General features: G+C 68.1%; 25 protein-coding genes, 1 pseudogene and 1 riboswitch. Of the genes and pseudogenes, 11 read left to right on the forward strand and 15 right to left on the reverse strand.

What is annotated here, in order from left to right; translation table 11 throughout:
- Window positions 1–168, reverse strand: a pseudogene (locus RWO33_RS10735) (uroporphyrinogen-III synthase); the annotation flags it as partial.
- 43 nt (window positions 169–211) lie between these two features.
- On the opposite strand from RWO33_RS10735, the gene RWO33_RS10740 reads away from it, so the two are divergent.
- From RWO33_RS10740 to RWO33_RS10760, 5 genes are all read left to right on the forward strand, one after another.
- The gene (locus RWO33_RS10740; protein WP_314104812.1) at window positions 212–682 is read left to right on the forward strand and encodes a YiiD C-terminal domain-containing protein; all 471 of its coding nucleotides are present in this window, start codon (window positions 212–214) and stop codon (window positions 680–682) included.
- 30 nt (window positions 683–712) lie between these two features.
- Window positions 713–1,150 carry a hypothetical protein gene (locus RWO33_RS10745; protein WP_314104813.1) on the forward strand — a complete coding sequence of 146 codons (438 nt, stop codon included), beginning with the start codon at window positions 713–715 and terminating at the stop codon, window positions 1,148–1,150.
- Window positions 1,151–1,228: 78 nt separating this feature from the next.
- The gene (locus RWO33_RS10750; protein ID WP_145480758.1) at window positions 1,229–1,666 is read left to right on the forward strand and encodes a rhodanese-like domain-containing protein; all 438 of its coding nucleotides are present in this window, start codon (window positions 1,229–1,231) and stop codon (window positions 1,664–1,666) included.
- Window positions 1,667–1,771: 105 nt separating this feature from the next.
- A complete protein-coding gene (gene secB / locus RWO33_RS10755; RefSeq protein ID WP_068848278.1) occupies window positions 1,772–2,287 on the forward strand; it encodes a protein-export chaperone SecB in 516 nt (171 codons plus the stop codon).
- 20 nt (window positions 2,288–2,307) lie between these two features.
- Window positions 2,308–3,333 (forward strand): NAD(P)H-dependent glycerol-3-phosphate dehydrogenase, encoded by a 1,026-nt coding sequence (locus RWO33_RS10760; RefSeq protein ID WP_314104814.1) that lies wholly within the window; start codon window positions 2,308–2,310, stop codon window positions 3,331–3,333.
- Window positions 3,334–3,506: 173 nt separating this feature from the next.
- Here the strand turns inward: RWO33_RS10760 and RWO33_RS10765 are convergent, their stop codons facing one another.
- The 5 genes from RWO33_RS10765 to RWO33_RS10785 all read right to left on the reverse strand — a co-directional run bounded on the left by RWO33_RS10765 (window position 3,507) and on the right by RWO33_RS10785 (window position 7,755).
- Window positions 3,507–4,079, reverse strand: coding sequence for an Ax21 family protein (locus tag RWO33_RS10765; RefSeq protein ID WP_186308960.1), 573 nt, complete (start codon window positions 4,077–4,079; stop codon window positions 3,507–3,509).
- A 197-nt stretch (window positions 4,080–4,276) separates the two neighbouring features.
- A complete protein-coding gene (locus tag RWO33_RS10770; protein WP_314104815.1) occupies window positions 4,277–4,588 on the reverse strand; it encodes an alpha/beta hydrolase in 312 nt (103 codons plus the stop codon).
- A complete protein-coding gene (locus RWO33_RS10775; protein ID WP_343229910.1) occupies window positions 4,560–5,792 on the reverse strand; it encodes an ATP-binding protein in 1,233 nt (410 codons plus the stop codon). Before RWO33_RS10775 ends, RWO33_RS10770 begins: the two co-directional genes overlap by 29 nt.
- A 264-nt stretch (window positions 5,793–6,056) precedes the next feature.
- Entirely contained in the window at window positions 6,057–6,980 is a 924-nt protein-coding gene (locus tag RWO33_RS10780; protein WP_314104816.1) for an alpha/beta hydrolase, read from the reverse strand.
- Between the two features lie 25 nt (window positions 6,981–7,005).
- The gene (locus RWO33_RS10785) at window positions 7,006–7,755 is read right to left on the reverse strand and encodes an SDR family oxidoreductase (protein ID WP_314104817.1); all 750 of its coding nucleotides are present in this window, start codon (window positions 7,753–7,755) and stop codon (window positions 7,006–7,008) included.
- Window positions 7,756–7,859: 104 nt separating this feature from the next.
- Between RWO33_RS10785 and RWO33_RS10790 the strand changes: the two genes are divergently transcribed.
- Window positions 7,860–8,786 (forward strand): LysR family transcriptional regulator, encoded by a 927-nt coding sequence (locus RWO33_RS10790; RefSeq protein WP_314104818.1) that lies wholly within the window; start codon window positions 7,860–7,862, stop codon window positions 8,784–8,786.
- Between the two features lie 18 nt (window positions 8,787–8,804).
- Here RWO33_RS10790 and RWO33_RS10795 read toward each other — a convergent pair whose 3' ends face one another.
- Together RWO33_RS10795 and RWO33_RS10800 are read right to left on the reverse strand one after the other, a co-directional pair.
- Entirely contained in the window at window positions 8,805–9,725 is a 921-nt protein-coding gene (locus RWO33_RS10795; RefSeq protein WP_314104819.1) for a lysophospholipase, read from the reverse strand.
- Between the two features lie 34 nt (window positions 9,726–9,759).
- A complete protein-coding gene (locus tag RWO33_RS10800) occupies window positions 9,760–10,584 on the reverse strand; it encodes an alpha/beta hydrolase (RefSeq protein ID WP_314104820.1) in 825 nt (274 codons plus the stop codon).
- A 199-nt stretch (window positions 10,585–10,783) separates the two neighbouring features.
- Between RWO33_RS10800 and RWO33_RS10805 the strand changes: the two genes are divergently transcribed.
- Window positions 10,784–11,317, forward strand: coding sequence for an HD domain-containing protein (locus RWO33_RS10805; protein WP_314104821.1), 534 nt, complete (start codon window positions 10,784–10,786; stop codon window positions 11,315–11,317).
- A 3-nt stretch (window positions 11,318–11,320) separates the two neighbouring features.
- Here the strand turns inward: RWO33_RS10805 and RWO33_RS10810 are convergent, their stop codons facing one another.
- Entirely contained in the window at window positions 11,321–11,944 is a 624-nt protein-coding gene (locus tag RWO33_RS10810) for a response regulator transcription factor (protein ID WP_314104822.1), read from the reverse strand.
- 256 nt (window positions 11,945–12,200) lie between these two features.
- On the opposite strand from RWO33_RS10810, the gene RWO33_RS10815 reads away from it, so the two are divergent.
- The 3 genes from RWO33_RS10815 to RWO33_RS10825 are packed head-to-tail and all read left to right on the forward strand — an operon-like array spanning window position 12,201 to window position 17,038.
- Window positions 12,201–12,833, forward strand: coding sequence for a TetR/AcrR family transcriptional regulator C-terminal domain-containing protein (locus RWO33_RS10815; RefSeq protein WP_314104823.1), 633 nt, complete (start codon window positions 12,201–12,203; stop codon window positions 12,831–12,833).
- A 45-nt stretch (window positions 12,834–12,878) separates the two neighbouring features.
- Complete coding sequence (locus tag RWO33_RS10820) at window positions 12,879–13,976, forward strand: efflux RND transporter periplasmic adaptor subunit (protein WP_314104824.1); 1,098 nt, start codon at window positions 12,879–12,881, stop codon at window positions 13,974–13,976.
- On the forward strand, window positions 13,973–17,038 hold the full coding sequence (locus RWO33_RS10825) for an efflux RND transporter permease subunit (protein ID WP_314104825.1): 3,066 nt from the start codon (window positions 13,973–13,975) through the stop codon (window positions 17,036–17,038). The genes RWO33_RS10820 and RWO33_RS10825 overlap by 4 nt, the downstream gene beginning before the upstream one ends.
- A gap of 162 nt (window positions 17,039–17,200) precedes the next feature.
- On the opposite strand, the gene RWO33_RS10830 is transcribed toward RWO33_RS10825, so the two are convergent.
- The 6 genes from RWO33_RS10830 to RWO33_RS10855 all read right to left on the reverse strand — a co-directional run bounded on the left by RWO33_RS10830 (window position 17,201) and on the right by RWO33_RS10855 (window position 22,835).
- Entirely contained in the window at window positions 17,201–17,608 is a 408-nt protein-coding gene (locus RWO33_RS10830) for a VOC family protein (RefSeq protein WP_314104826.1), read from the reverse strand.
- A 30-nt stretch (window positions 17,609–17,638) separates the two neighbouring features.
- Window positions 17,639–18,079 carry an AraC family transcriptional regulator gene (locus RWO33_RS10835; RefSeq protein WP_314104827.1) on the reverse strand — a complete coding sequence of 147 codons (441 nt, stop codon included), beginning with the start codon at window positions 18,077–18,079 and terminating at the stop codon, window positions 17,639–17,641.
- Window positions 18,080–18,089: 10 nt separating this feature from the next.
- Window positions 18,090–18,662 carry a nicotinamide riboside transporter PnuC gene (gene pnuC / locus RWO33_RS10840; protein ID WP_314104828.1) on the reverse strand — a complete coding sequence of 191 codons (573 nt, stop codon included), beginning with the start codon at window positions 18,660–18,662 and terminating at the stop codon, window positions 18,090–18,092.
- Window positions 18,663–18,670: 8 nt separating this feature from the next.
- Window positions 18,671–20,839, reverse strand: a complete 2,169-nt coding sequence (locus tag RWO33_RS10845) for a TonB-dependent siderophore receptor (RefSeq protein WP_314104829.1) — start codon at window positions 20,837–20,839, stop codon at window positions 18,671–18,673.
- A gap of 67 nt (window positions 20,840–20,906) precedes the next feature.
- A riboswitch (TPP riboswitch) is annotated at window positions 20,907–21,002 on the reverse strand.
- Window positions 21,003–21,043: 41 nt separating this feature from the next.
- The gene (locus RWO33_RS10850) at window positions 21,044–22,177 is read right to left on the reverse strand and encodes a phosphotransferase (RefSeq protein WP_314104830.1); all 1,134 of its coding nucleotides are present in this window, start codon (window positions 22,175–22,177) and stop codon (window positions 21,044–21,046) included.
- A gap of 19 nt (window positions 22,178–22,196) precedes the next feature.
- On the reverse strand, window positions 22,197–22,835 hold the full coding sequence (locus RWO33_RS10855) for a response regulator transcription factor (protein ID WP_145480820.1): 639 nt from the start codon (window positions 22,833–22,835) through the stop codon (window positions 22,197–22,199).
- 78 nt (window positions 22,836–22,913) lie between these two features.
- Here RWO33_RS10855 and RWO33_RS10860 point away from each other — a divergent pair.
- Window positions 22,914–26,157 (forward strand): transporter substrate-binding domain-containing protein (locus RWO33_RS10860; protein WP_314104831.1); only part of this gene is annotated, 3,244 nt, incomplete at its 3' end.

Below are 26,157 nucleotides of genomic sequence, written 5' to 3' on the forward strand. Positions count from 1 at the left end.
CGCCAGCGCGGCCCGGGTGTCCGCGTCGTGCCGGGCCATCAGGGCCCATGGCGACAGCCCCACGACCTGCGCGCCCAGCGGGGTTGCCGCACGGCGCAGTGCTGCGTGCTGGCCGCGCGGGCGCAGCGACAGCAGGGTCCATTCCGGCACATGTGCGGGGCGGTTCATTGCGGGCATTATGCGAGGCCTTCGCCGCAACGTCGCCGTACCGATGTCCGAAACCGATTCCCCGTCCGCGCACCTGGCCGTCCTGCAGCAGGTGCTCGACCGCATGCCGCCGGTGGCGGCCATGCAGATCCAGGTGGCCGGCTACGCCGACGGCGCGCTGACCCTGCGCGCGCCGCTGGCGGCCAACGTCAATGACAAGGGCAATGCCTTCGGCGGCAGCCTGTCTTCGGCCCTGACCCTGTCCGGCTGGGCGCTGGTCACCCTGCGCCTGCGCCTGGCCGGGTTCGACGCCGATGTCTACGTGGCCGACAGCCACGTGCGTTACCTGGCCCCGGTGTACCAGGACCTGCAGGCCCTGGCCCAGGCCGCCGACGATGCGGATTGGGACGTGTTCGTGGCCACCTTCGCCCAGCGCGGCAAGGCCCGGATCGAGGTGGTGGCGCGCCAGCCCGGCGAGGCCGGAAAACCCGCGGCTGAACTGAGCGGACGTTTCGTTGCCTTCGCAAGGCGGTAGGATGGGCGCCTTGCCGATTGGGGAATTCGCATGCGCCGTACCATCCAGATCCTGCTTCTCGCCCTGCTCGCGCTGACCAGCGTCAACGCGCTGGCGGCCAAGGAAAAGCTGACCCGCAAGCAGCGCGTGGAGCTGGAAAAGACCCAGGTCGCCTACGCGTCCACCATTCGTTGGGGGACCACCGAGGAAGCGCTGCCGTACCTGGACCCGGAATACACCAAGGAACACCCGCTGACCGACCTGGAGCTGCGCCGCTACGAGCAGGTGAAGATCTCCAGCTACCGCGCCGGCGATAACGTGAACATGCCTGACGGAAAGGTCGGCCGCCCCGCCGTGGTGGGGGTGATCAACCTCAATACGCAGATGCAGCGGGAAGTCACGGTCAAGGAGATCTGGCGCTGGGACGCCGAGGACAAGCGCTGGCTGCAGGCCAACGGGCTGCCGGACCTGTGGCAGGAGACGCGCTGAGCCTCCCCGACCGCCCGCTGGGCGCCGGTTCGCCCGCATGTGCGACAATCGGCGCCCGCTAATCGACCCGTGATCTGAGTGAATTACGAAGAGCTGCTGGCCTTTGCCGGCCGAAACCCGATGTTGTCGATGGCCTTCGCGGGCCTGACCGTAGCCATCCTCGTCACCGAGGTGCGCCGCCTGATGCGCGGCTACAAGTCGATCAAGCCGGCCGAGCTGACCCAGCTGATCAATGCCGGCGGCGCGGTCGTGATCGACCTGTCTGCGGGCACCGATTTCGAAAAGGGCCATATCGCCGGCAGCCGCAACGTGCAGCCGGCCCAGTTCGGTCCCGAACACAAGCTGGTCGCCAACGCGAAGCAGAAGCCGGTGGTGCTGGTGTGCCGCACCGGCAACGCCTCGGAGACCGCCGCCAAAGCCTTGAAGAAGGCCGGTTTCGAGCAGGTGCACGTGCTCGATGGTGGGCTGCCGGCCTGGCAGCAGGCCGAACTGCCGCTGGTGAAGGGCCGCAACTGATTTTTCACCGGATTTGGCCGCGCGCCTTGTGCGCGGCGCCACACGCCCCCATCGCAGGGCATGTAACAATCCATTATTGACTGTAAATATCTGGAGCAACAGGAAATGTCCGAAGCGAACACCAACGGCGCCATCGCGCCGGCCGACGCCGCCACCGGCCCCGCGTTCACCGTCGAGAAGATCTACGTCAAGGACGTTTCCTTCGAATCGCCCAACGCCCCGGCCGTGTTCAACGAAGCCGTGCAGCCGGAGCTGCAGCTCAACCTCAACCAGCGCGTGCAGCGCCTGGGCGAGAGCGCCTTCGAAGTCGTGCTGGCCGTGACCCTGACCTGCAAGGCCGGCGACAAGACCGCTTACGTGGCCGAAGTGCAGCAGGCTGGCGTGTTCGGCCTGGTCGGCCTGGACCCGCAGTCGATCGACGTGCTGCTGGGCACCCAGTGCCCGAACATCCTGTTCCCGTACGTGCGTTCGCTGGTGAGCGAGCTGATCCAGGCCGGCGGCTTCCCGCCGTTCTTCCTGCAGCCGATCAACTTCGAAGGCCTGTACGCCGAAACCCTGCGCCAGCGCCAGGAACAGGGCGAAACCTCGCTCGCCGATTCCGAGCCGGCCGGCAACGCCTGATCGGCGCTGCAGTGGTTGCGATGAGCGACAACGCAGACAAGATCGCCGTTCTCGGCGCGGGCTCCTGGGGTACCGCCCTGGCGAGCCTGCTGGCGCGGCACGGTCACCCGACCGTGCTGTGGGGGCGCGACGCGGCGATGGTGGACGCCATCGACCAGCGCCACGAGAACACCCGTTACCTGCCGGGCATTCCGCTGCCGGAATCGCTGCGTGCCACCACCGACCTGGCCGCGGCCGTCGAGGGTGCGAAATGGATCCTGGTGGTAGTGCCGTCGCACGCGTTCGGGGAAACCGTACGCGCGCTGGCGCCGCTGCGCCCGGCCGACGCCGGCGTGGCATGGGCGACCAAGGGCTTTGAGCCCGGTTCCGGTCGCTTCCTGCACGAAGTCGCCCGCGAGGTCCTCGGACCGGACGTGCCGCTGGCGGTCGTCACCGGGCCGTCGTTCGCGAAGGAAGTCACCCAGGGCCTGCCCACGGCCATTACCGTCCACGGCGATGACCCGGAGTTTGCCCAGCAGGTGGCCGAAGCCATGCATGGCCCGGCGTTCCGCGCCTACACGGGTGATGACATGGTGGGTGCCGAACTCGGTGGCGCCATGAAGAACGTGCTGGCAGTGGCCACCGGCGTGGCCGATGGCATGCAGCTGGGCCTGAACGCCCGTGCCGGCCTGATCACCCGCGGCCTGAATGAAATGCTGCGCTTGGCTGCCGCGATCGGCGCCAAGCCGGAGACCCTGATGGGTCTGGCTGGCCTGGGCGACCTGGTGCTGACCTGCACCGGCGACCTGTCGCGCAACCGTCGTCTCGGCCTGGCGCTGGGACGTGGCCAGAGCCTGCCCGACGCGGTTCGCGAAATCGGCCAGGTGGTGGAATCGGTGCAGACCGCCGACGAGGTCATGCGCCAGGCACGCCGCCACGGCATCGACCTGCCGATCTCCGACCGGGTGCGCGCCGTCCTGCACGGCGAACAGACCCCGGAAGAAGGCCTGCGCGCGCTGCTGGCGCGGGAGCAGAAGCCGGAGTATCCGGATACGCTGTTCCGGTAGAGCCGACTGTCAGTCGGCTGCCTTTTGCGAGCTGGTAGAGCCGGGCTCTGCCCGGCTGCCCTGCAAACCAAACCTCGCGCCCCATAAAAGCGAAGCCCGCCGGAGGGGCGGGCTTCTTGGCGCGTGGGAGAGAGGTCACGCGCCATCCAACAACGTAGCTTGCAACCTGCGTGTTACCAGGTGAAGCGCGGGCCGACGAACCATTCCTTGTCGCCGCCCTTGGCCAGCTTCACTTCGCCGCTCAGGCCCCAGTTCTGGTTGAACTTGGCCTGGGCGCCGACACGGCCGTAGAACTCGCCGTCCGGGTTGATGCCGTGCTTTTCGCTGAAATCTTCGTAGCCGGCCAGTGCGTAGCCTTCGAACATCGGGGTGAACGCAGTGCGCACGCCCACTTCGGTGGCGTAACCGTTGAAGTCCAGGCCTTCCTTCGGGTCGTACTTCTGGTAGGCAACACGAGCCACCAGGTCGGTGTTCGGCGCGATGCCGTAGTTGTAGCCCAGGCCGACGCGCCACTGGTCGACGTCAACATTGCCGCGGTCGGTTTCCTGCGAGTTGTAATCGCCAAAAACGTGGAAGTTCGGCGCAATCGCGGCCGAGCCCTTCACCGCCCAACCGTCGGCGGAGCCGCCCTTGGTGTCGGTGTTCACGTAGCCGCCTTCAACGTAGTTGTAGGACAGGCCATCGGCGGCCGACGCCGCGAACGGCAGTGCAGCGACCAGACCCAGGGCAAGCAGGGAAGACTTCATCATCGGGAACACACCTTTTTTATTTTGGTTTCGCCGGCCACCCGCTCCGGGGGAGGGAGAGAAGCGGGTGGTCGACAGGTGTGAATTATCCGTTAGGCGTTCTAATCAACCCTGAATATTGAACTTACCGGTACATGAATGAAGCGCGTGTTCAGGGAACCTCCTGCGGTTGTCGCAAATGACCGAAATTGCAGGGATCACTCCGACCCAGGTTCCGCACATCGTTCCGCAGGCGCGCCGCCCGCAACGAACGCGTTGACGGCAGCGGTGAAACACGCCGGCGCCACCAGGGGCAGGAGATGCGCCCCGCGCTCGACGGTATGGAAGGTGACGGGCCCGGCTTTGCCGAGTACGGCAGCATGCTCCTCCGCGCCGGCGTACGCGGTATTCGGGTCCAGCGTGCCTTGGAGGATCAACGTCCGCGGCAGGGTGTCCGGATGCTTGCCGAACCATGCGTCGCGTGGGTAACGCGCGTCCGCATCAAGCGTGATCCGGGTGAATGTTGTCACGGTGCTCCTCCGAACGGGTCGCAGCGTTGCGCGGCATCTGGAACGTAAACGCTGTTCCCGTGCCGGCGTCCGATGCGACATCGAGCGTGCCGCCATGAGAACGGGCGATTTCCGCGGCGATATAGATGCCCAACCCCAAGCCCGGCCGTGGGTCGTCGCCCTGCTCGCGGGAGAACGGGCTGAAGATGTCGGCGAGCTTGTCGGACGGGATCTGGCCGCCGTTGCGCACGACCAGTGACAGCGCGTGCGAATCGGCGCGTATGTCGACCGAGATGGGGCGGGACGTATCGCCGTGCTGTGCGGCATTGCCCAGCAGGTTCGCCAGCAGCTGGGCAAGCCTGCTGGCGTCGCAGTAAACACTTCCTTGTATCTCTACGTGCGCGGTGATGTCCGAGCGACCGCTGGCCACCTCCACTTCGACGACCACCTTGCGCAACGCCTGTTCCAGCGAATCGCATTCGCGCAGCAATACCGGGATGCCGCCGCCCAGGCGCCCGCGCGCGAAATCGAGCACATCGCTGATCAGTCCGTCCATCCGGTCAACGCCGGCGCGGATGTGGCCCAGCATGTGGTCCTGGCTGTCCGTGAGCGTTGACATCTCCAGTGTGTCAGCCGCCATGCTGATGGCCTGCAGGGGACTGCGCAGGTCGTGGCCCAACACGGCGACGAACTGGTCGCGCAGGTCGGCGATGCGATGCGCTGCTGAGAGTTGCGCGGCGGCCTCGACCAGGCGGTCTTCGCTGTCGAGGTAGTTGCCCACCAGTTCCGCCAGCAGTTCCATGGAACGCTGCACGTGCGCCTCGTCGAAATTGCCGGGCGCCGAGTCGATCGCGCACAGGGTGCCGAAAAAGCTTCCGTCCTGACGGAAGATCGGGACCGACGCGTAGCTTTCCAGCCCGTAGATGCGTGGGGTGTGGTGCCGGGAATACAGCGGATGCTGGCTGGCGTGTGCGAACACCACGGCTGTGGAGGATTGCCTGATCTCATCGCAGAGGGTGGTCTCCAGCACCAGCTGGCCTCCGGGCACCAGGCCGAATCCCAACGTGTCGTAAGTCGCGCATGCCGTCCAGGTGGTGTCGGTGACCCGCGCGATGGCGGTGAACCGTGAGCCGGTGATGTGGGCAACCGTCTCCAGGATCCGCGGTACTGATCGGATCCGGTTGATGTCGGCGATGTCGCGCAGCAGGGCCGGGTCGGTCAGCACAGGCATGGGGCGGGTGGAGGTGTCTCTGGAACGTACGATGATCACACGAAAGCAGGCGCCGCACTTGTCCCGCTGCGGCGACGTCGGAAGCGGGACAGCCGGTACCGGGTTCAGCGCGGGCCGAATGCCTGCCGGTCGATGCCGTCCACGCTTACGATGTCGTCCAGCCGGATCCGGCCGCCTTCTCGCGGGCGTTCCGTCGCCGCACCGGCGCGTCACCGCGCGAGTGGGTGCACGCGCGCGGTGAAACCGGCTGAGCGCGGGTTAGCGGTCGAGGAACGCCACCAGCGCAGGAATGGTCTGCTCCGGTGCTTCTTCCATCAGCCAGTGGCCGGAACCCTTAACCAGGACGCCTTCCACATTCGTATCCACCCGTTTGGCCTGGTCGATAAGGAACTGGCCACCGGCCTTCTCGCCGGACAGCACCAGCATCGGCATGTGCAGGGGCGTGCGGGCGAAACCGGCGAAGTCCTTCGCGTCCTGCTCGAACGCCTTGAAGTACTCGAAGCCTGCACGCATGCCGCCGGGGCGGGCGTACTCGCTGGCGTAGAACTGGCGGTCGGCTTCGGGCACCGAGCGGTTGCGGTCGGCCGCGAAGTCGTTCCAGAAGTGCTCGAAGTAGATGCGCTCGCGCCCGTCCACCAGTTTCAGCGGGGTTTCGCCATGGAAGTGGAAGTGCCACAGATCGCGCAGCAACCACACGTGGGTCCAATCGCCCACGCCGGGCAGGAAAGCATCCATCAGCACGATGCTGTCCACTTCATCCGGGTACTGGGCGGCGTACGCGTACGTCACCATCAGTCCGATGTCATGGCCGACGATCTTCACCTTGGGGTAGCCCAGCGACTTCACCAGCGCGTGGATGTCCTGCGCCAGCGTCTTCTTGTCGTAGCCGCCTTCGGGCTTGGACGACTGGCCGGCGCCGCGCAGGTCCGGCGCGATTACCACGTGGTTGGCCGCCAGCTGCGGCATCAGCGGGCGCCACATGTGGCTGGTCTCCGCGTAGCCGTGCAGCAGCACTACCGGTGAGGTGTCACCTTGCCCGGCCTGCAGGTAGTGCAGGCTGACGCCGTTGAGTTCGGCCTGGTGGCTCTGGATGGCGCCAGCTGCGTGCGCGCTGGCATTCACCGCCAGCATGACCAGTACTGCGCTGGCGGCGCGGCGGAAGGAGCGGGGAAACGGGTTCATGACGGTCTCCTGGGAATGGGCGGGGTTACAGCTGGCTCATGCCACCGTCGGCGATGATTTCGGTGCCGACGATGTAGGCGGATTCGGGGGACGACAGATGCAGCACGGTCGCCGCGATCTCTTCCGGGGTGCCGAAGCGGCCGAGCGGAATCTGGCTCTGGATCTGCGCAGCCGTGGCATCCAGCGCGGCCGCATCGAGCCCCAGCTTTCCGTAAATCGGGGTGGACACCGGGCCTGGGCTGATCACGTTGACGCGCACGCTGCGTGGCAGAAGTTCAGCCGACAGCGTCCTGGCCAGCGAGATCACCGCCGCCTTGCTCGCCGCGTACACCGAACTGTTGGGCATGCCGATGCGCGCATTGATGGAGCCGTTGATCAGCACCGAAGCGCCCGGGTTGAGCAGCGGCAGCAGCGCCTGCAGCTGGAAGTACGGGCCCTTGATGTTGGTGTTGAAGATCTGGTCCCACAGCGCCTTGTCCACGTCCGGGTAGGCGGCGAACTTCGCCGCGCCGGCATTGAGGAACACTGCGTCCAGCCGCAGCTGCTGCGTCGCAAGCGTAGCGGCCAGGTCGCGCGCGGCGGCCAGGTTGCCGGCGTCGTTGACCACCGCCACGGCGTTCGGTCCCAGCGCGGCGCGGGCCTGCTCCAGCGCGGTCGCATCGCGACCGGTGATGACCACCCGCGCGCCCTCGGCGATGAAGCCGTGGGCGGCGGCCAGGCCGATCCCGCTGCTGCCCCCGGTAACCAGGACGGTCTTGTCGGTGAAACGGTTCATGCTGAACTCCTTCGATGGCGGCGTATTGCCGTGAGCCCATACTGCGCGGGCGTCCCCCTGTTTCCGTGCCACAATCGCGACGAACTCGTTCGAAGGGATCGAACATGTTGTCTGCAGACGAATTGGCCCTGCTCGACGCCATCCGCGAAACCGGCAGCCTCTCGCGCGCCGCCGCCCGGCTCGGCAGGGCGCCGTCCACGGTGTCCCATGCGGCGCGGCAGCTCGAGGCGCGTTTCGACGCGCTGTTGTTCGACCGCCGCCGCTACCGGTTGCAGCTGACCCCGGCCGGCCAGCTGCTGGCCCAGGAGGCGGCGCGGCTGATGCTGGACGTCAACCGGCTGACCCGCCGGGTGAAACAGGTCGCCGGCGGCTGGGAAGACCGGCTGTGGATCGTCACCGACGAAATCCTCGAGTTCGACACCCTGCTGCCGGTGATCCAGGCCTTCGATGCACTCGATTCCGGGGTCACCCTGCGCATCACCCACGAGGTGCTGACCGGGACCTGGGACGCGCTGCGTGACGGCCGTGCCGACCTGGTGGTGGGCGCCACCAACGAACCGCCGGTCATCCCGGGCCTGCGCTGGTTCGAGCTCGGGGTGATGGAGTGGGTGTTCGCAGTGGCGCCGCATCATCCGTTGGCCAGGGCCGCGGAACCGGTGGAGGCGGCCACCCTGCTGCAGCATCGCGCGGTGGTGGTCGCCGATACCTCGCGCAGGCTGGAGGTGCGCGGTTACGGCGTGCTGGGTGGGCAGCCGTCGCTGGCCGTGCCCAGCATGCATGCGAAGATCCGCGCGCAGTGCGCGGGCCTTGGCGTGGGCTGGCTGCCACGCGACCGCGTCGCCGCGCTGCTGGCGCGCGGTGCGCTGGTCGAAAAGCGCGTGGCCAACCCGCGAGAACCCAACCTGCTCTACGTCGCCTGGCGCGGCGACCACCAAGGCAATGCGCTGGACTGGTGGCTGGCGCAGTTGAAGCACGAACGCCTTGCGTCGCGGTTGGTGAAGGGCATCGAGCTCGCCGCCGGCCCGCATTGATCCAAGCGGCAGCAGCGCTCATGCGCTGCGTTCGGCGTCCACCTTCGCACCGGCGGCCAGATGCCGGTCGATCCAGCGCTGGATGTCGCCGATCACCTCCTCGCGCCCCAGGTCATTGAGCAGGTCATGCGCGTGATCCTTGTACAGCAGCAGGGTCTTGTCGGCCGAACCGGCGTTGTCCTGGAACACCTGGCTGCCGGCGGGCACGGTGACCTTGTCGGCGGTGCCATGCATCACCAGCACCGGCAGGCGCAGCGTGGGGAAGCCGCGGCGCAGGCGGTCGATGCCGACCAGCATCTGCGCCACGGTCAATGCGGTCTGCTTTTCGTTGGCGATGAGCGGGTCGGCATTGAGTGCCTTCACCACCTCGGACAGCCGCGAGAATTCCTTGTTGGGCAGCTTCAGCACGCGCAGGGTGGGGAACGGGCCGCTCAGCCAGCGCACCAGCGACAGCACTGCAGCCGGTGCGGGCACCTGGAAGGCGTAGCTCTCGCAGATCAGGCCGGCCAGCTCGTCCTGGTGGGCCAGGGTGTAGGCCGAGGCGATCACGCCGCCGGCACTGTGCCCCAGCAGGAACACCGGCAGGCCCGGTTCGCGCGTGCGGGCCACGTCCAACAGCGACTGCACGTCGGCCAGGTAGTCGTCGAAGTGCTTCACGTGGAAGCGCGTCCCGCTGGACTTGCCGCGGCCGCGCAGGTCCACTGCGTATACCGCCAGCCCCATCGCGGTGAACTGCGCTGCGGCCCACTGGTAATGGCCACTGTGCGAATTGAAGCCGGGCACGATGGCAAGCACCGCGCGCGGCGGGCCGCTGGGGCGCCAGCTGCGGATGAACAGCTCGCCCTCGCCACCGCTGATGAATTCTTCGCTGCGTGACGGACCCGAACCGCGGGGTTCGGAAGCCACTGCGTGCAGGGCGGCGGGGGGCACAGTGTTCATGGCAGGTCCTCGAAACGTGGGGGGAGGGGAGGGCTCAGCTCTGCAGGAAGGCGAGCAGGTCCTGGTTGAGCTGGTCTTTGGCGGTGTCGCCCAGGCTGTGGCCGCCGCCCGGGTAGATCTTCAGCTGCGCACCCTTGACGAGCTCGACCGAACGCAGCGCCGCGGCCTTGATCGGCACGATCTGGTCGTCGTCGCCGTGGATGATCAGCGTGGGCACGTCGAACTTCTTCAGGTCGGCGGTGAAGTCGGTTTCCGAGAATGCCTTGATGCAGTCGTAGGCGTTCTTGTGGCCGGACTGCATGCCCTGGTTCCACCACGAGCGGATCAGGCCTTCGGACACCTTCGCGCCGGGTCGGTTGAAACCGAAGAACGGACCGGTGGCCACGTCCAGGAAGAACTGCGCGCGGTCGGCCAGGTAAGCGGCGCGGAAGCCGTCGAATACCTCGATCGGCAGCCCGTCCGGGTTCTCGGCGGTCTTGAGCATGATCGGCGGCACCGCGCCCATCAGCACCGCCTTGGCCACGCGCGCGGTGCCATGCCTTCCGATGTAGCGGGCGACCTCGCCGCCGCCGGTGGAGTGCCCGACCATGGTCACGTCGCGCACGTCCAGGTGTTCGAACAGCTGCGCCAGGTCGTCGGCGTAGGTGTCCATCTCGTTGCCGTGCCACGGCTGGCTGGAGCGGCCATGGCCGCGCCGGTCGTGGGCGATGCAGCGGAACCCGTGGCTGGCCAGGAAGAACATCTGCGCTTCCCAGGCGTCGGCATTGAGTGGCCAGCCGTGGCTGAAGGACACCACCGGGCCGGTGCCCCAGTCCTTGTAGTAGAGGGAGGTGCCGTCGGACGTAGTGAAGGTGCTCATGGTCTTCTCGATGCCGATAGGGGAAGGGGTGGCGACGGTGCAGCCTCACACCCTGGCCGGTGCCGGGCATCGGTCGTTCGGGCGCGGATGCGCTCCCCCACATGGGGGGACTACGCATGCCCCGGCCGGCAGCGGCCAGCGCAACGCCCCGCGTTACGCTGGACGCCAGTGCACCCTCGGTGCACGCAGGGAGAACGCCATGCTCGATCGCCTGGCTGTGCTGGATGAGATCCTGGACGCCCACGCCACCGTGCTGGGGCGCGACTTCCACCCGTACCGCAACCACACCTACCGCGTGGCCAACTTCCACTGGTGCCTGTTGCCGGGCACGCTGGAAGACCTTTACGTGCTGTCGGTTGCGGTGGCCTTTCACGACCTGGGCATCTGGACCGCCGGCACCTTCGATTACCTGGAACCCTCCGAGGCATTGGCCCGCCAGTACCTGCTCGACCATGACCGCGCCGCGCACATTCCGCTGGTGCAGGCGATGATCCGCGAGCACCACCGCATATCGGCCCTGCCCGCCGAACAGGACCGCCGGATCGAAGTGTTCCGACGCGCCGACTGGATCGACGTGTCGCTCGGCACGCTGCGTTTCGACCTCCACGCGGACGACTTCCGCAGCACCGTGCAGCGCTTTCCGCGCCTCGGCTTCCACCTACGACTGCTGCAGTTCACGCTCAGGCATGGCCTGCGCCATCCGCTGCGGCCGCTGCCGATGCTGAAGCGCTAGGGTTCAGTCTTCCATCCGTACCAGGCCGCGACGCAGCGCGATATGGATCGCCTCGGTGCGGTTGCGCGCGCCGATCTTCTCGAAGATGCGCGCCACGTGCGACTTCACCGTTTCCGCGGAAATACCCAGCGTGTTGGCGATGCGCTTGTTCTCCCAGCCCTGCGCCAGCGCCGACAGGATGGACAGTTCACGCGCGGTCAGCGCCTCTTCGCCCAAGTGCTGCGCGATTTCCTCGGAGATCTCCGCCGACAGGCAGCGTTTGCCCTGCGACACGCGGCGTACCGCACCGATCAGCTCGCCGCGCAGGGAGCTCTTCAGCAGGTAGCCGCAGGCACCTGCGGCCAGCGCCTCGCGTGCATTGGCATCGCCACGGTAGGTGGTGAGGATGATAATCCGCGCCTCCGAAAACTCGCCGCGCAGGCGGCGGGTCAGTTCGATGCCGTCGATACCGGGCATCTGCAGGTCCACCAGGGTGACATCCGGCAGCAGGCGACGGAACTCTGCCATGCCCTCGTTCCCGTCCCCAGCTTCACCCACCAGCTCCAGATCGCTCTCCAGCGCCAGCATCGACGCGATGCCCTGGCGGATCAGCGGGTGGTCGTCGACAGTGAGGATGCGGATGGTCATGGTCGGGTCCGGGTCAGGAGTGAACCGTGCCGCCTGCTGCGCCCCAACGCAAGCGTATTTACCGAAGGGCCGCCCTTGCGGCAGGAAGCACCGACTGCGAAGCGCGCTGGCCTCTTCCCGGGTCATGCGTTCCAGCTGCGATCATCTTTGTCGGCGGTCGTCTTTCGACCGACCCTACCGCCCGCTCTCCCCCTTGCGCCGCCAAACCTAACACTGTTAGATTCGCTCCCTAACAACGTTAGGTAGACTCCCCCCAGTGCGCAAACCCATCGCCCGGGATCACATCGTCGCGGCCGCCTTCAAGCTTCTCGACGAAGCCGGCATGGAGGGCGTGACCCTGCGCAAGGTGGCCTGCATGCTGGGTATCCGCGCGCCGTCGCTGTACTGGCACTTCAAGAGCAAGCAGGCGCTGGTCGATGCCATGGCCGACGCAATGATCGTGGACGTGGCCCGCGCCATCCCCGATGGCCAGGCCTGGCGGCAGACCCTGCTGCAGGTCGCGCGCGAGTTCCGTACCGCGTTCAAGGCGCGCCGCGATGGGGCCCGGGTCTACGCCGGCACCTTCCTGGCCACTGAAAACGTGCTGCGGGTAGGCGAGACCTGCATCGCTGCGCTGGTCGGCGCGGGGGCGTCTGTCCGGGTGGCCGCGACGGCACCGATGGACCTGGTGTACTACACGATGGGCTTTGTGATCGAAGAACAGTCCTGGCCCGGCGACGGCAGCATGGAAGCGCTGGGCGCGTCCTTCATGGCCCTGGCCGAAGCGCGCTTCCCGCTTTGCTGGAGCGCCCGCGAGGTCTGGAGCGAGGTCGATTTCGACGCGCGCTTCGAACAGGGCCTCGGCCTGATGCTGGACGGCATCGAACAGCGCCTGGCCCGCGCCCCCTGAATCCCCTTTCCCTCGTTACCGCAGTTCCGACACGGAAGCTCACCGATGCGTGCCTCACTTTTCCGCCGTACTTCCCTCCTGCTGGTGGCCGTGTTGCTTGCGGCCTGCGGCAACAAAGACGAACAGGACGCCGCCGCGGCCGCCGCCAACTCGGCGCTGCCGGTGTCGCTGGCTGCCGTGCAGCAGCAGACCATGGCGCGCACGGTGCTGGTGTCCGGACCGGTCACCGCGTACGAGGAAATGCAGCTGGGCGTGGAGATCAGCGGCCAGCGCGTAACCGCGCTGCCGGTGGACGTCGGCCAATGGGTGAAGAAGGGCCAGGTGCTGCTGCAGCTTGACCATCGCACCCTGGACAGCGAGCTGGCGCAGGCCGACGCCTCGCTGAAGCAGGCGCAGGCGGCGCAGGAACTGGCGCGCCTGAATTACCAGCGCAGCGAAAGGCTCGCGGCGGAAAAGCTGATCAGCGAAAGCAGCCTGGATGAACTACGTGCCAACCGCATCAATGCCGAAGCGCAGACCGCCACCGCGCGTGCCTCGCGCGATGCGGCGCAGCTGCGCCGCGATTTCGCCGACCTGCGCGCGCCCGCCGATGGCCTGATCTCCAAGCGCCTGGTGCAGCCGGGGCAGGTGGTGTCGGCCGGCACCGAGCTGCTGCGCCTGATCCGCGATGGTCGCCTGGAATGGCGCGCCGAGCTGCCCGAAGACCAGCTCACCGGTGTGGCCGTGGGCAATACGGTGGAGCTGCCCTATGCGGATGCGGTGGTCACTGGCCGCATCCGTGCGGTCACCCCCGGCGTGGACGCGCAGACCCGCACCGGCACCATCTTCGCCGACCTGCCCGAACCGGGCACGCTCAAGCCGGGCGTGTACGTGGAGGGCCGCATCGTCATCGGCGAAGGCCCGGCGCTGACCGTGCCGACCGCGGCGATCGTGCAGCGCGACGGCCACAGCTACGTGTTCACCGTGAACGACAAGCAGCAGGCCGCGCGCCTGCGCGTGCGTACCGGCCAGGCCGTGCAGGGCCGCACCGCGATCCTTGAAGGGCTCAAGGCCGGTGACCGGGTGGTGGTGGAAGGCGCCGGCTTCCTCGGTGAAGGCGACCGCGTGCGCGTGGTGACCGATGCCAAGGCCAGCGCCAAATGAATATCTCCGCCTGGGCGATCAAGCGCCCGTTGCCTGCCCTGCTGATCTTCTTCGTGCTGTGCGTGGCCGGCCTGTGGGGCTTCTACCAGCTGCCGGTGGCGCGCTTCCCCGACATCGCCTTCCCGATGACCACGGTCACCGTGACCCAGCCGGGCGCCTCGCCCAGCCAGTTGGAAGCCGAGGTCACCCGCAAGGTCGAGGACTCGGTCGCCACGGTCAACAACGTCAAGCGCGTGATCTCTTCGGTCAGCGAAGGCGTCAGCACCACCACGATCGAGTTCCAGCTGGAGGCCGACCTGGCTACCGCGCTGGACGATACCCGCGATGCGGTCACCCGCATCCGCACCGACCTGCCGCAGGACATCCAGGAACCGGTGATTTCCAAGGTCGATATCGGCGGTTCGCTGATGACCTATGCGCTGGTTGCGCCGCACATGACCCCGGACGAAGCCAGCTGGTTCGTCGACCGCGACATCTCGCGCGCCATGTACGGGGTGCCGGGCGTGGCCCGGGTGACCCGCGTCGGCGGCGTGCAGCGCCAGGTGCGCGTGGACCTCGACCCGAACGCCTTGATCGCGATGGGCATCACCGCCGGTGACGTATCGCAGCAGCTGGCCCGCATCCAGGTGGAGCGCGCCGGTGGCAAGGCCGAAATCGAAGGCGCGCAGCAGACCATCCGCACGCTGGGCACGGTGGGCGACGCGCAGGCACTGCGCGATTACTCCATTGCCCTGCCGGACGGGCGCGCGGTGCGGCTTTCCACCCTGGCGAATGTGACCGACGCGGCTGCCGACCCCACCGACGCTGCATTGCTGGACGGGGAAAAGGTGGTGGCGTTCTCGATGTCGCGTACCCGCGGTTCCAGCGAAGTGAAGGTGGAAGCCGGTGTGCATGAGGCGCTGGACAGGATCAAGGCCGAACACCCCGGCATCGATTTCCGCCTGGTCACCACCGCCATCGACGAAACCCACCGGTCCTACGATTCCTCGATGACCATGCTGTGGGAGGGCGCGCTGCTGGCCCTGCTGGTGGTGTGGCTGTTCCTGCGCGACTGGCGCGCCACCTGGGTGTCGGCGCTGGCGCTGCCGTTGTCCATCATCCCCACCTTCGCGGTGATGTACTTCTTCGGCTTCACCCTGAACATCATCACCCTGCTGGCGTTGTCGGTGGTGGTCGGCATCCTGGTGGACGATGCGATCGTGGAGATCGAAAACATCGTGCGCCACCTGCGCATGGGCAAGCCGCCGCTGGAAGCGGCGCGCGAAGCGGCCGGCGAGATCGGCAATGCGGTGATCGCCACGTCGCTGACCTTGGCGGCCGTGTTCGTGCCGGTGGCGTTCATGCCGGGCATTGCCGGCAAGTTCTTCCGCGAATTCGGCTGGACCGCTGCCACGGCGGTGCTGTTCTCGCTGCTGGTGGCACGCCTGCTCACGCCGATGATGGCCGCCTACCTGCTCAAGCCACATGGTGAGGAGAAGCCCGAATCGAAGTTGATGGGCTGGTACCTGGGCTGGGTGGACAAAGCGCTGCGCCACCGGGGCTGGACCCTGTGGCTGGCCTTAGCCATGTTCGTCGGTTCGCTGGCGCTGGTACCGCTGATCCCGGCCACCTTCATTCCGCAGTCCGACCTCGGCCGCAGCAACCTCAACCTGGAGCTGCCGCCAGGCACGCGCCTGCAGGAAACCGTGGCCGTGGCTGAACGTGCGCGCGCGCTGCTCAAGGACATGCCGGAGCTGAAGCAGGTCTACACCGCGGTGGGTGCCGTGCTCGACCTGGGCGACCCCAGCGCCACCGGCGTGGGCGAACCGCGCAAGGCCACGCTGATCCTGGACTGGGGCGTGGCCGACGACCGCGACCGCGACCAGCGCGCGCTGGAACGCGATGCGCGCGAGCGCCTGTCGAACCTGCCCGGCGTGCGCGTGAGCTATGTCAGCTCCGAGCCGGGCAACCTGCTGCAGCTGGTGTTGTCCGGCGACGACCCGCAGCGCTTGCAGGAAGCGTCCACCGCACTGGAGCGCGACCTGCGCGGCATCCAGGGGCTGGGCAGCGTGACCTCCACCGCCTCGCTGCTGCGCCCGGAACTGCAGATCGTGCCCAACGCGGCGCGTGCGGCCGACCTGGGCGTGGCCACGCAGGACATCGCCGAAGCTGCGCGCATCGCTACCGCCGGCGACTACGAGCAGCGCCTGGCCAAGCTCAACCTGCCCGACCGCCAGGTGCCGATCCGGGTCGGCTTCGCCGAGGCCACGCTGGCCAACCCGGCGCTGATCGGCCAGCTGCGCGTGCCCGGCCGTGATGGCCCGGTGCCGCTGGCGGCGGTGGCCGAGATCCGCCAGGGCAGTGGCCCCTCGCAGATTTCGCGCTACCAGCGCCAGCGCAACGTGACCCTCACCGCCGAACTCAACGGCCGCCCGCTGGGCGATGTGATGACCGAAGTGCAGGCGTTGCCCGGCGTGAAGCAGCTGCCACCGGGCGTGACCTTCCTCAACACCGGCGACGCCGAAGTGTTCGTGGAGCTGTTCATCGGCTTCATGCTGGCGATGGCCGCTGGCCTGATCTGCATCTACATGGTGCTGTTGCTGCTGTTCAACCACGCGCTGATGCCGGTGACCATCCTGGCGGCGGTGCCGCTGTGTGCGGGCGGTGCGTTCGGCGCGCTGCTGATCACCCAGAACATGCTCTCGCTGCCGGCGCTGATCGGGTTGCTGATGTTGATCGGCATCGCCACCAAGAACTCGATCCTGCTGGTGGACTACGCGGTGATGGCGGAAGACGAACAGGGCATGAGCCAGCACGATGCGTTGATCGATGCGTGCCGCAAGCGCGCCCAGCCGATCATCATGACCACCCTGGCGATGGGCGCGGGCATGATGCCGATCGCCCTCGGTTTTGCCGGCGATTCCAGCTTCCGCGCACCGATGGCCATCGCCGTGATCGGTGGCCTGATCACCTCCACGCTGCTGAGCCTGATCGTGATCCCGGCCGCGTTCACGGTAATGGACGACCTGGGCGAATGGATGTCGCGCAAGTTCCGCCACAAGTCCACGCATCAGGCGCACTGATGAGGTGAAGCGGACCGGTAGAGCGGACTGTCAGTCCGCTGCTCTTCGCGCATGCCCATCACCGCGCGAACGGCAGCCGACTAACAGTCGGCGCTACCGCGGAGCTCTACCGTCGATCCTCGTCTGTGTTTCGTCCAGCTCGATCCGGGGTGCCGGCGCCCGTTAACCCGCGCGCTGGATCAGCTTCCAGCCATTCCCGGACGGATCGCGGAACCCCGCATCCACCGTGCCGTAACGCTCCACCGGTTCCTGGTTGAACTCCACCCCGGCCGCCGACCACTGCTTGTAGGTGGCCTGGCAATCCTCCACGGTAAACACCAGCGGCGGCATCGCGCCTTTCGCCACCAGTGCGTCCAGCGCCTGCGCGGTGGCGGCATCGTGCACCGGGGGGCCAGGGCGGAACAGGCCGAGCTGGAAACCGGGCTGCCCGGGGTGCTGCACGGTCAGCCAGCGGTAATCGCCATTACCGGCATCGGTGTGCACCACGAACCCCAGCTTGCCTACGTAGAACGCCAGCGCTTCTTCCTGGTCCCGCACGTAAAGACCGACGACTTCAATGCCCTGGTTCATGGGAACCTCCGGTGTGGATGAGGCTCCTTTTTACCCCCGTCGCGTACCCTGCCGCTTCTCCGAAACTGAGGTCTTGAGATCGGGGCGGCCGGCGGCCCGCGCGATGCACTCCGGCGCCTGCGCCGCAGTGCCGGCGGCGAGACTCGCGCGCAGCTCGCCCGGGCTCTGCCCGGTGATGTCGCGGAAGATCCGCCCGAACGTGCCCAGGCTGCTCCAGCCGGTCTGCAGGGCGATCTCGGTGATGGGCAGCCCGGTGTCGCGGCACAGCGCCACCGCGCGCTCGATGCGCCGGGTGAGCAGGTAGCGGTGCGGCGGCAGCCCGAACGCCTGGCGGAACTGCCGCGCGAAATAGGCCTCCGACACCGCGCTGACCTGCGCAAGCCGCGCCACCGGCCACGCCTCGTGCGGGGCGCGGTCCATATGGTCCTTGGCCCGCAGCAGCCGGCGCAGCAGTTCGGGGGTCTGGTTCATGCCGCACAGGCTAACGCGGTTTCAGCACGGCGCCCTCATCGCGGGCGGCCGACCAGGCGCGCAGCCCCATCACCGCCAGGCCGATGAACACCAGGTACAGGCCGGCGGTGACATCCAGCGACTTGACCAGGTACATGCCCACGTACACCACATCGACCACGATCCACAGCCACCAGGTGGCGACATGCCGCCGCGCCTGCCACCACTGCGCCACCAGGCTCAGCGCGGCCAGCATGGCGTCCAGCCACGGCAGCGCGGCATCGGTCCAGGTGTGCATGGCGGCACCCAGCGCCACGCCGAAGCCGATGCCCACCGCGAGGTCGCGCAGCAGCTGGCGGCGCGGCAGCGGCACGATCACGATCGCGCCGTCCTGTTCGGCATGCCGGTGCCAGCTCAGCCAGCCGTACAGCAGGAAGCCACCGAAGGCGACCTGCAGCAGGCTGTCCGAATACAGCCGCGCTTCGATGAACACGGTGGCATACAGCCCGACCGCGACCAGCCCCACCGGCCACGCCAACATGCGCCGCCGCGCCATCAGCCAGACCCCGAGCAGGCTGAAGACCACCGCGGACCATTCGAGCACGGCGCCGCTCACAGGGCGATGCTGACCGACAGCCGCGCCTGGCGCGGCGCGCCGGGGAACAGGTAGTAGTCGCCGGCAGTGCTGCCGGTGTCGCGCCAGTAGAAGCGATCAAACACGTTGTCCACCGACAGGCTCCAGGTGAGCGCATGGTCGCGCAGCTGATGCTGGAAGCGTACGCCGGCGTCGAACACCGAGTACGCCGGGGCCTTCACGCTGCCATCCACGGTGGCCGCATTGGACGCGGCGTAACGCCAGCCGCCGCTCACGGCCAGGCCGTCGAGGTACGGCAGGGCGTAGTCCACATGCACCGCTGCGCGCACCTCGGGCACGTTGACCAGCTGCTGGCCGTCGTAATACGCCGTGCCGGCATCGCGCGCGCGCGCCTGCAGCAGGCTGGCGCTGGCGTTCACTGCCAGCCGCTCGCTGAGCTGGCCATTGGCGGTCAGCTCCAGCCCGGTGTGCGCCTGGGTGCCTTCCTGCACGAAGGTGAAGCCGACATCGCTGGCATCGGGCTTGGCGTACTGGAACGGTTGGGTGATGCGGAAAAGTGCCGCGCCCAGCATCAGCCCATCGGCGGCGGCGTACTTGACCCCCAGCTCGCGCTGGCGCGACTGCATCGCCGGCAGGAAGGTGCTGCCGTTGCTGGTCCAGAACGGCGCTTCCTGGCCCAGCGAGAGGCCTTCCACATAGCTGGCGTAGACATTGACGCGTTCGCTGGCCTGCCAGATCAGCGCGGTCTGCGGCAGGAACTGCGACAGGCGGCTGTGCCGCTCCGGAACGCCACGCTTGTCGTAGGCGCGCTCGTCGAGGCGCACGTAGCGACCACCGGCCAAGAACTGCCACGCATCGCCCACGTGGATGCGGTCCAGTGCGAACAGCGCGCGCTGCCAGCTGTCCAGGCGCCGCGCCGACGGGCCCGGCTGCAGCGGCGAAGGTGCGAACACCGGCACCTGCGCATCGGCGATGTTGGCGGTGCCCACGTATTCGTTGACGTTCTGGCGCTTGTCCACGGTGCGGTGGAAGGCGCTGAGCCCGACCGACAGTTCATGCCGCAGCGTGCCGGTGGCGAAGCGCCCGCGCAGTTCGCCGCGCGCTTCGTCGTTGACCCGGGTGTCGTCCGGGCTGCGGTAGTCGTAGATGTCGTAATCGCCATTGGGGGCGAAATAGTTGCCCGGCACGCTGCCGTCGGCACAGCCGGCGGCGTAGTAGCAGCCGTAGGCGAAGGCGACGTTGTCGTCGATCACCGAACGGCTGTGGCCCACCGACAGCCGCGACTGCCATGCCGGGCTGAAGTCGTAGGTGTGCAGGGCGGTGAGGTTGTTGCTGGCGATGCCCACCGGCTGCTGCCACGGCTGGTGGCCAAGCATGCGGCTGCGGTCCACGCCCCGCGGCAACGCGCTGCCGCCCAGCAGCTGGTAGCCGCTGGCCGAGCGCTGCGCGCTGGTCTGGTAATTGGCATCCACTTCCAGCTTGCCGCGCTCGCCGATCAGCCAGTCGGCCGCCACCGAGTAGAAGTCGCGGCGGCCATCGGCGTGGTCGATGTACGAGGCGCTGTCGTCCCAGGCCGCGTTCACGCGCACGCCGAAGCGCGGCGTGATCCAGCCGCCCACGTCGGCGGCGACGTAGCGCGAGCCTTCCGAATCGGTGGCCAGGGTGACCGTGCGCACGTTGGCCGGGCGCTTGCCGACGTAATTGATGATCCCGCCCGGGGCCATCACGCCGGCGGCCAGGCCGGCCTCGCCTTTGAGGATTTCCACCTGCTGCACGTTGTCCAGCGCCAGCCGCTGTTCGCCGGCGATGGACAGCCCGTTGAAGCGGTAGCCGGTGGCCGGGTCCAGCGCGAAGCCGCGGATGGCGACGTTCTGGTAGTAGCCCACCGGCGCGTAGCTGTCACCCAGCGAGGCGTCGTGCCGGGCCAGTTCCGACAGGGTGCGGACCTGCAGCTGGTCCAGCAGCGCGCGGTCGAGCACGTTGACCGAGGCCGGGGTGTTCTTCCAGTCGGCGCTGCCGAAGCTGCTGGTCGGTGCGGTGCTCGCCGTGGGCGTGTTGGCCTGCACGCGGACCGCGGCCAGCTCGGTGGGCGAACGCCGGTCCGCGCCGGTGTCGGCTTCGCTGGCATGCAGGGGCAATGCGGCGCAGAGGGCGGCGGTCAGCAGCGTGAGGCGGTAGCGGTTCATTCGATTCGTCATCAGCCAAAGGAGACGAAGCGAAGGCACGCACACGCACCGGCCCGGAACGGGGGTGCGGCTGCTGCTCAAAGCTCCCTACGCCGGTGCAAACCGGATCAGGTTCCAAGGGACTCTCTCAGCCTGGCAGATCCAGGCACCCCCGCTTCAGTGGTCATTTTCACACCAATCGGCGCCCGTGGCGAGCCCGCCGGCTCAGGCGGCGGCGTGCAGGGTGGCCAGCAGCGCCCGCCCGGCGGTGCTGGCGAACCAGTCCGCATGGCCCAGCAGGAAGGTGTGCCAGGCCACGTCGGCATTTGCCGAGGAGCCGGTAACCCCTTGGAAATACTCGACTTCGGACAGGGCGAAGTCCAGGTGCACCAGTGGCAGCAGGTCAGCCAGCAGGTGCACCTGGGCGGCCGACAGTGGCCGGACCTGGCGGTAGCCGTGCAGCAGCGCCAGGGCGATCTCGGCGTGCGCCACCGGCCCGGTACCGCCTGCATCGAGCCAGGCAATGGCATTGCGCTCGATCGCGGTGGCCAGGTCGAACAGCGCGCTGGCCGGGGAGGCCAGGCCGAAATCGAACACCGTGGCCACCCGTGCCGCCGCGCCCTGGCCGTACCAGAGCAGGTTGGACACATGCCAGTCGTTATGCCCCCACAGCACCGGTTCGGTCTGCAGGCGGTCGGCCAGCGCCGCGTGCCAGGGCAGCACCGCGCACTGCAGCTCCTGCTGCCACGGCTGCCGCGACAGGTACGCGGCCAACCCGGGCCGGGCCGGCAGCTCGCTGCGCAGCCGTGCCAGCGGGTCGGGCGCGCGGATCAGGTCGTCGCGGGCCACCAGCAGGTGGGTACCACGCTGGGGCGCATGGTAGTCGGCCGCGGCCAGGTGCAGGCGGGCGAGCACGGCGCCCGCTTCGAGCGCATGCGCGGTTTCCGACGGGGGCGTCCAGGACGGGCTGTCGCGGTACAGGTCCTGGCCCGCGCCCTCTGCATGCAGTTCGTAGGTCCAGCTGTCGCGTTCGATCGCGGTGGCGCCGTGCCGGGTGTGCAGCACGTCCACGACCGGCAGCCCGGCGGCGGCCAGGTGGGCGATGAAGCGATGTTCCTCGCCCAGCAGCGCGGCCGTGCGTACGCTGGCGTGATGGCGCTTGACCAGGTAGCGGCGCGGGCCGGACCGCACCAGCGCCGCAGCGGAAAACGGCCGCGGACTGTGCCAGAGCACGTCGCAGCCGTCGTCCAGCGCGGGGTAGTGGTGGCGCAGCCAGGCCAGTTCGGCTTCGCTCAGCGCGGGCCAGTCGGCGGCAACCTGGTCGTTGGCCAGGCCCTGTACACGGTGGTCGGTTTCCATCGGGCGCTGCAGGATCCGCTCAGAGCTTGTTGTCGCGCATGTAGTCGAAGAGCTCGGCATCGCCCTTCATGCCGAGCTTGAGCATGGCGTCGCCCTTCTGGCGGCTGATGGTGCTGACGCTTTTGTGCAGTTTCTTGGCGATTTCCTTGACCATCAGGCCACTGGCCAGCAGGCGCAGCACTTCCACTTCGCGTGGCGACAGCGCGCGCGTGCGGTCGTCGCCGATGGACTGGGTACCGACCATGTCGATGCGCTCGCGCAGCTTGCGGCTGACATAGGACTGGCCGCGGTGCACGGCCTGGATCGCCACCGGAAGCTCATCCATGGTCGAGCTTTTGTCGACCAGCCCCAGCACCCCCACGCCCACCACCATGCGCAGGATGCCCAGGTTGTGGGACACGCTCAGCATCAGCACGCGCAGGTCCGGGTACAGGCGACGGATCTTCTCCAGCATGTCGATACCGTCAGGCTTGTTCGACGCCGGCATCGAGTAGTCGGTGACCAGCACGTCGCACTCCTGCTCCTTCAGGATCTCGAAAAGCTCCTCCACGCTGCTGGCTTCGGCCACCACCACGCCCACGCCACTGGATTCGATGGCGGCTTTGGTGCCAACCCGGACAACGGGATGGTCGTCGGCAAGGATTATGCGCAAGGTCATGGAATAGTATGGCCTGGTAGGCAGCGGCCCCTTGGGGCACGCCGCAGTGGGCGGATCACTCCTGGGAGAACAGACAGCATGCGTACCTCGGTTGTCCGCTGGCTGGTCGTGCTGGGGCTGGCGTGGGCGCTGGGCAGCGCCGCCATCGCGTCACCTGCACCTGCGCCTTCACTGTCGCCGCGCCAAGCCGACTGGATCGAACGGAACCCTACCATCTTCTTGGGCCTGTACGACAGCGGCTGGCCACCATTCGAATTCATGCACAACGGCCGCGCCGACGGGCTTGGCTACGACTACCTGATGCTGCTGACCCGGCAGCTCGGGGTGGACGTGAAAGTGCGGGTGTATCGCGATTGGGCCGATGTGCTGGATGCGGCGTGCCGGGGCGAAATCGACGTGGTGATGAACATCACCCTGACCCCCGACCGCACCCGCTGCATGGTCTATACCGGATCCTACGCCGATGCCCCGCTGGCGCTGGTCGGGCGGCTCGGGGACACCCGGATCTCAAGCGACCCCGACCTGGCCGGGCTGAGCGTGGTGACCGAACAGGAGTTCCTTACCCACGACCAGGTGCGGGCCCGGTTTCCGGCCGCGCGGCAGCTGACCGCGGCCAATACCCGTGCCGCGCTGCTGATGGTCGCCCAGGGCCGGGCCGACGTGTACATCGGCAATGCCCATGTGGCCAACACCCTGATCCGCCAGGAGGCGCTTGACGGGATCGCCCTGCTGCGGCCCAGCGACCTGCCCCCTGAACGCCTTCATTTCGGCGTGCCCAACAAGCACCAGCCCCTGGCCGAAGCGCTCGACAGCGCGCTGTCCACGGTCACCGCCGCCCAGCGCGAAGCGCTGTACAAGCGCTGGTTGCCGCCGCTGCAGTGGTCGGCGCAGTCGCGCCTGATCCTGGGCGACGCCGAGCGCCGCATCCTGGCCACGCCGCTGCGCATGGGTTACGCGCCTACCGGCGCGCCGCTGTCGTTCATCGACGCGGCCGGCGAGCCCAGCGGCGTGGCCGGCGATTACCTGCGCCAGCTGCGCATGGTTGGCGCGCAGTTGAACCGGGTCCCGGCGCACGACTGGTTCGAGGTGCGCGAACAGATGCGGCGGGGCGAGGTGGACGTGGTGATGGGCATGCCCAACGACGCGCATTACCTGGGTGATGACTGGGTCTTCAGCCAACCCTTCATCAGCGTGCCCAATGTCATCGTCACCCCCAACAACAGCCGCTCGGTGCTGGGCCTGGGCGACCTGGACGGCCGCAGCATCCTGCTGTCCGACCCCGAACGCCTGCGCGGCTACATCCTGCAGTACGCCCCGAAGGCGCGGATCGTGCCGGCGCGCAGCGTGGACCAGGCGCTGTCGCGTCTGGCCAACGGGGATGCCGACGCCTACGTCGGCAACCTGGCCATGGTCGACCGCGTGGTGCGCGAGGTGTACCCGGCCAAGCTGCACGTGGCCGCACCGGCCGGCTTCAGCGACCAGCTGTCGCTGGCGGTCAAGCGCCAGTACGCGCCGCTGGCCACCACCTTCGACCGCGTGCTGTCCAACCTGACCCCGCGCGAACACGCCGCCATCCGCGGCGACTGGCTGCTGGCCGAGTACCGTACCGGGCTGGACTGGCGCTCGGTCGCGCGCTGGGCCGTGCCGTTGTCGCTGGTGCTGCTGACCGGCATCGTCGTGCACGGCTGGGGTTACTGGCGGCTGCGCCGCGAAGTGGGCATGCGGCGCGGGCTTGAGCAGCGCCTGATGGAGGTCACCGACAACCTGCCGGCGATCGTCTACCAGGCCCGCCGCGACAGCGACGGCCGGGTCACCTTCCCGTACATCACCGGCGACCTGCAGTCGATGTTCGGGGTCAGCACCGCCGAAGTGATGGCCGATGAAAACCGCCTGGCCGAGCAGATCGATCCGCGCGACCGCGAGACGGTCAACCAGGCCCTGGCCCAGGCCGCGCGCGATTTTTCCGCGCTGGACCTGGAATTCCGCACCAGCCCGCACGGGGTGGTGCGCTGGGTACGCACGCGCGCGCTGCCGTATGCGGCGGCCGATGGCGCGGTGCTGTGGAGCGGTTACTGGGTGGACGTGACCGAAGCACGCGCGCAGGCCGACGCGCTGGCCGCGGCCAAGTCCGACGCCGAACGCGCCACGGCGGCCAAGTCGAACTTCCTGGCCACCATGAGCCATGAAATCCGCACCCCGATGAGTGGCGTGCTGGGCATGGTGGAGGCGCTGTCGCACACCGGGCTGGATGGCGAGCAGCGGCGCATCATCAGCGTGATCGAGGACTCCGCGCAGATGCTGCGCCAGATCCTCGACGACATCCTCGATTACTCGCGGATCGAAGCCGGCGCCCTGCCGCTGGAACCGCAGCCGGTGGCGTTGCGCACCCTGCTCGACAACGTGCAGCAGCTGCTTTCGCCGCAGGCATCCAGCAAGGGCCTGGAGCTCAGCATGGAAGTCGACCCGGCGGTGGGCTTGCAACACCTGGCCGACGGCATGCGCCTGCGCCAGATCGTGTTCAATCTGCTGAGCAATGCGATCAAGTTCACCAACGAGGGCTCGGTGGCCATCACCCTGAAGGTGGAGCGCGCCGACGACATCGCGCAGACCCTGCGCCTGAGCGTGATCGACACCGGCATCGGCATTTCCGCCGAGCAGCGCGAGCGGCTGTTCAAACCCTTCGCCCAGGCCGACGTGGCCATCACCCGCCACTACGGCGGCACCGGGCTGGGGCTGAGCATCTGCCAGCGCCTGGTCGGCCTGATGCGCGGGCGCCTGGAAATGCACAGCGAACCGGGCGAGGGCACGCGCGTGGACGTGGTGCTTAGCCTGCCGCTGGTACCGGGCGAAGAAATCATGCGCGACGACCAGCGCCCCGGTGGCGACGTGGAGCCGCTTCCGCCCGGCCAGGCGCGGCAGCGCGTGCTGGTGGTGGAGGACCATCCCACCAACCAGGCCCTGATGCGCTGGCGCCTGCAGCAGCTGGGCCTGCAGCACGAACTGGCGGTAGACGGCGAAGCCGCGCTGGCGCTGATGGACCGGTCCCACTTCGATCTGGTGATCACCGACTGCCGCATGCCGGTGATGGACGGCTACACCCTGACCCGCCATATCCGCGAGCGCGAACGCGGCAGCGGTAAGCGCATGCCGGTGCTGGCGCTGACCGCCAGCGCGCTGGCGGAGGACGTGCAGCGGTGCCGCGAAGCAGGCATGGACGACCTGCTGGCCAAGCCGGTGGCCCTGGCCACCCTGCGCCACGCGCTACGGCGCTGGCTGCCGTCGGACGAGGACGATGCCGGGCCCGCGCAGGACGCCCCGCTGG

Source organism: uncultured Stenotrophomonas sp. (assembly GCF_963519925.1).
GTDB classification, from domain to species: Bacteria; Pseudomonadota; Gammaproteobacteria; order Xanthomonadales; family Xanthomonadaceae; genus Stenotrophomonas; species Stenotrophomonas maltophilia_AE.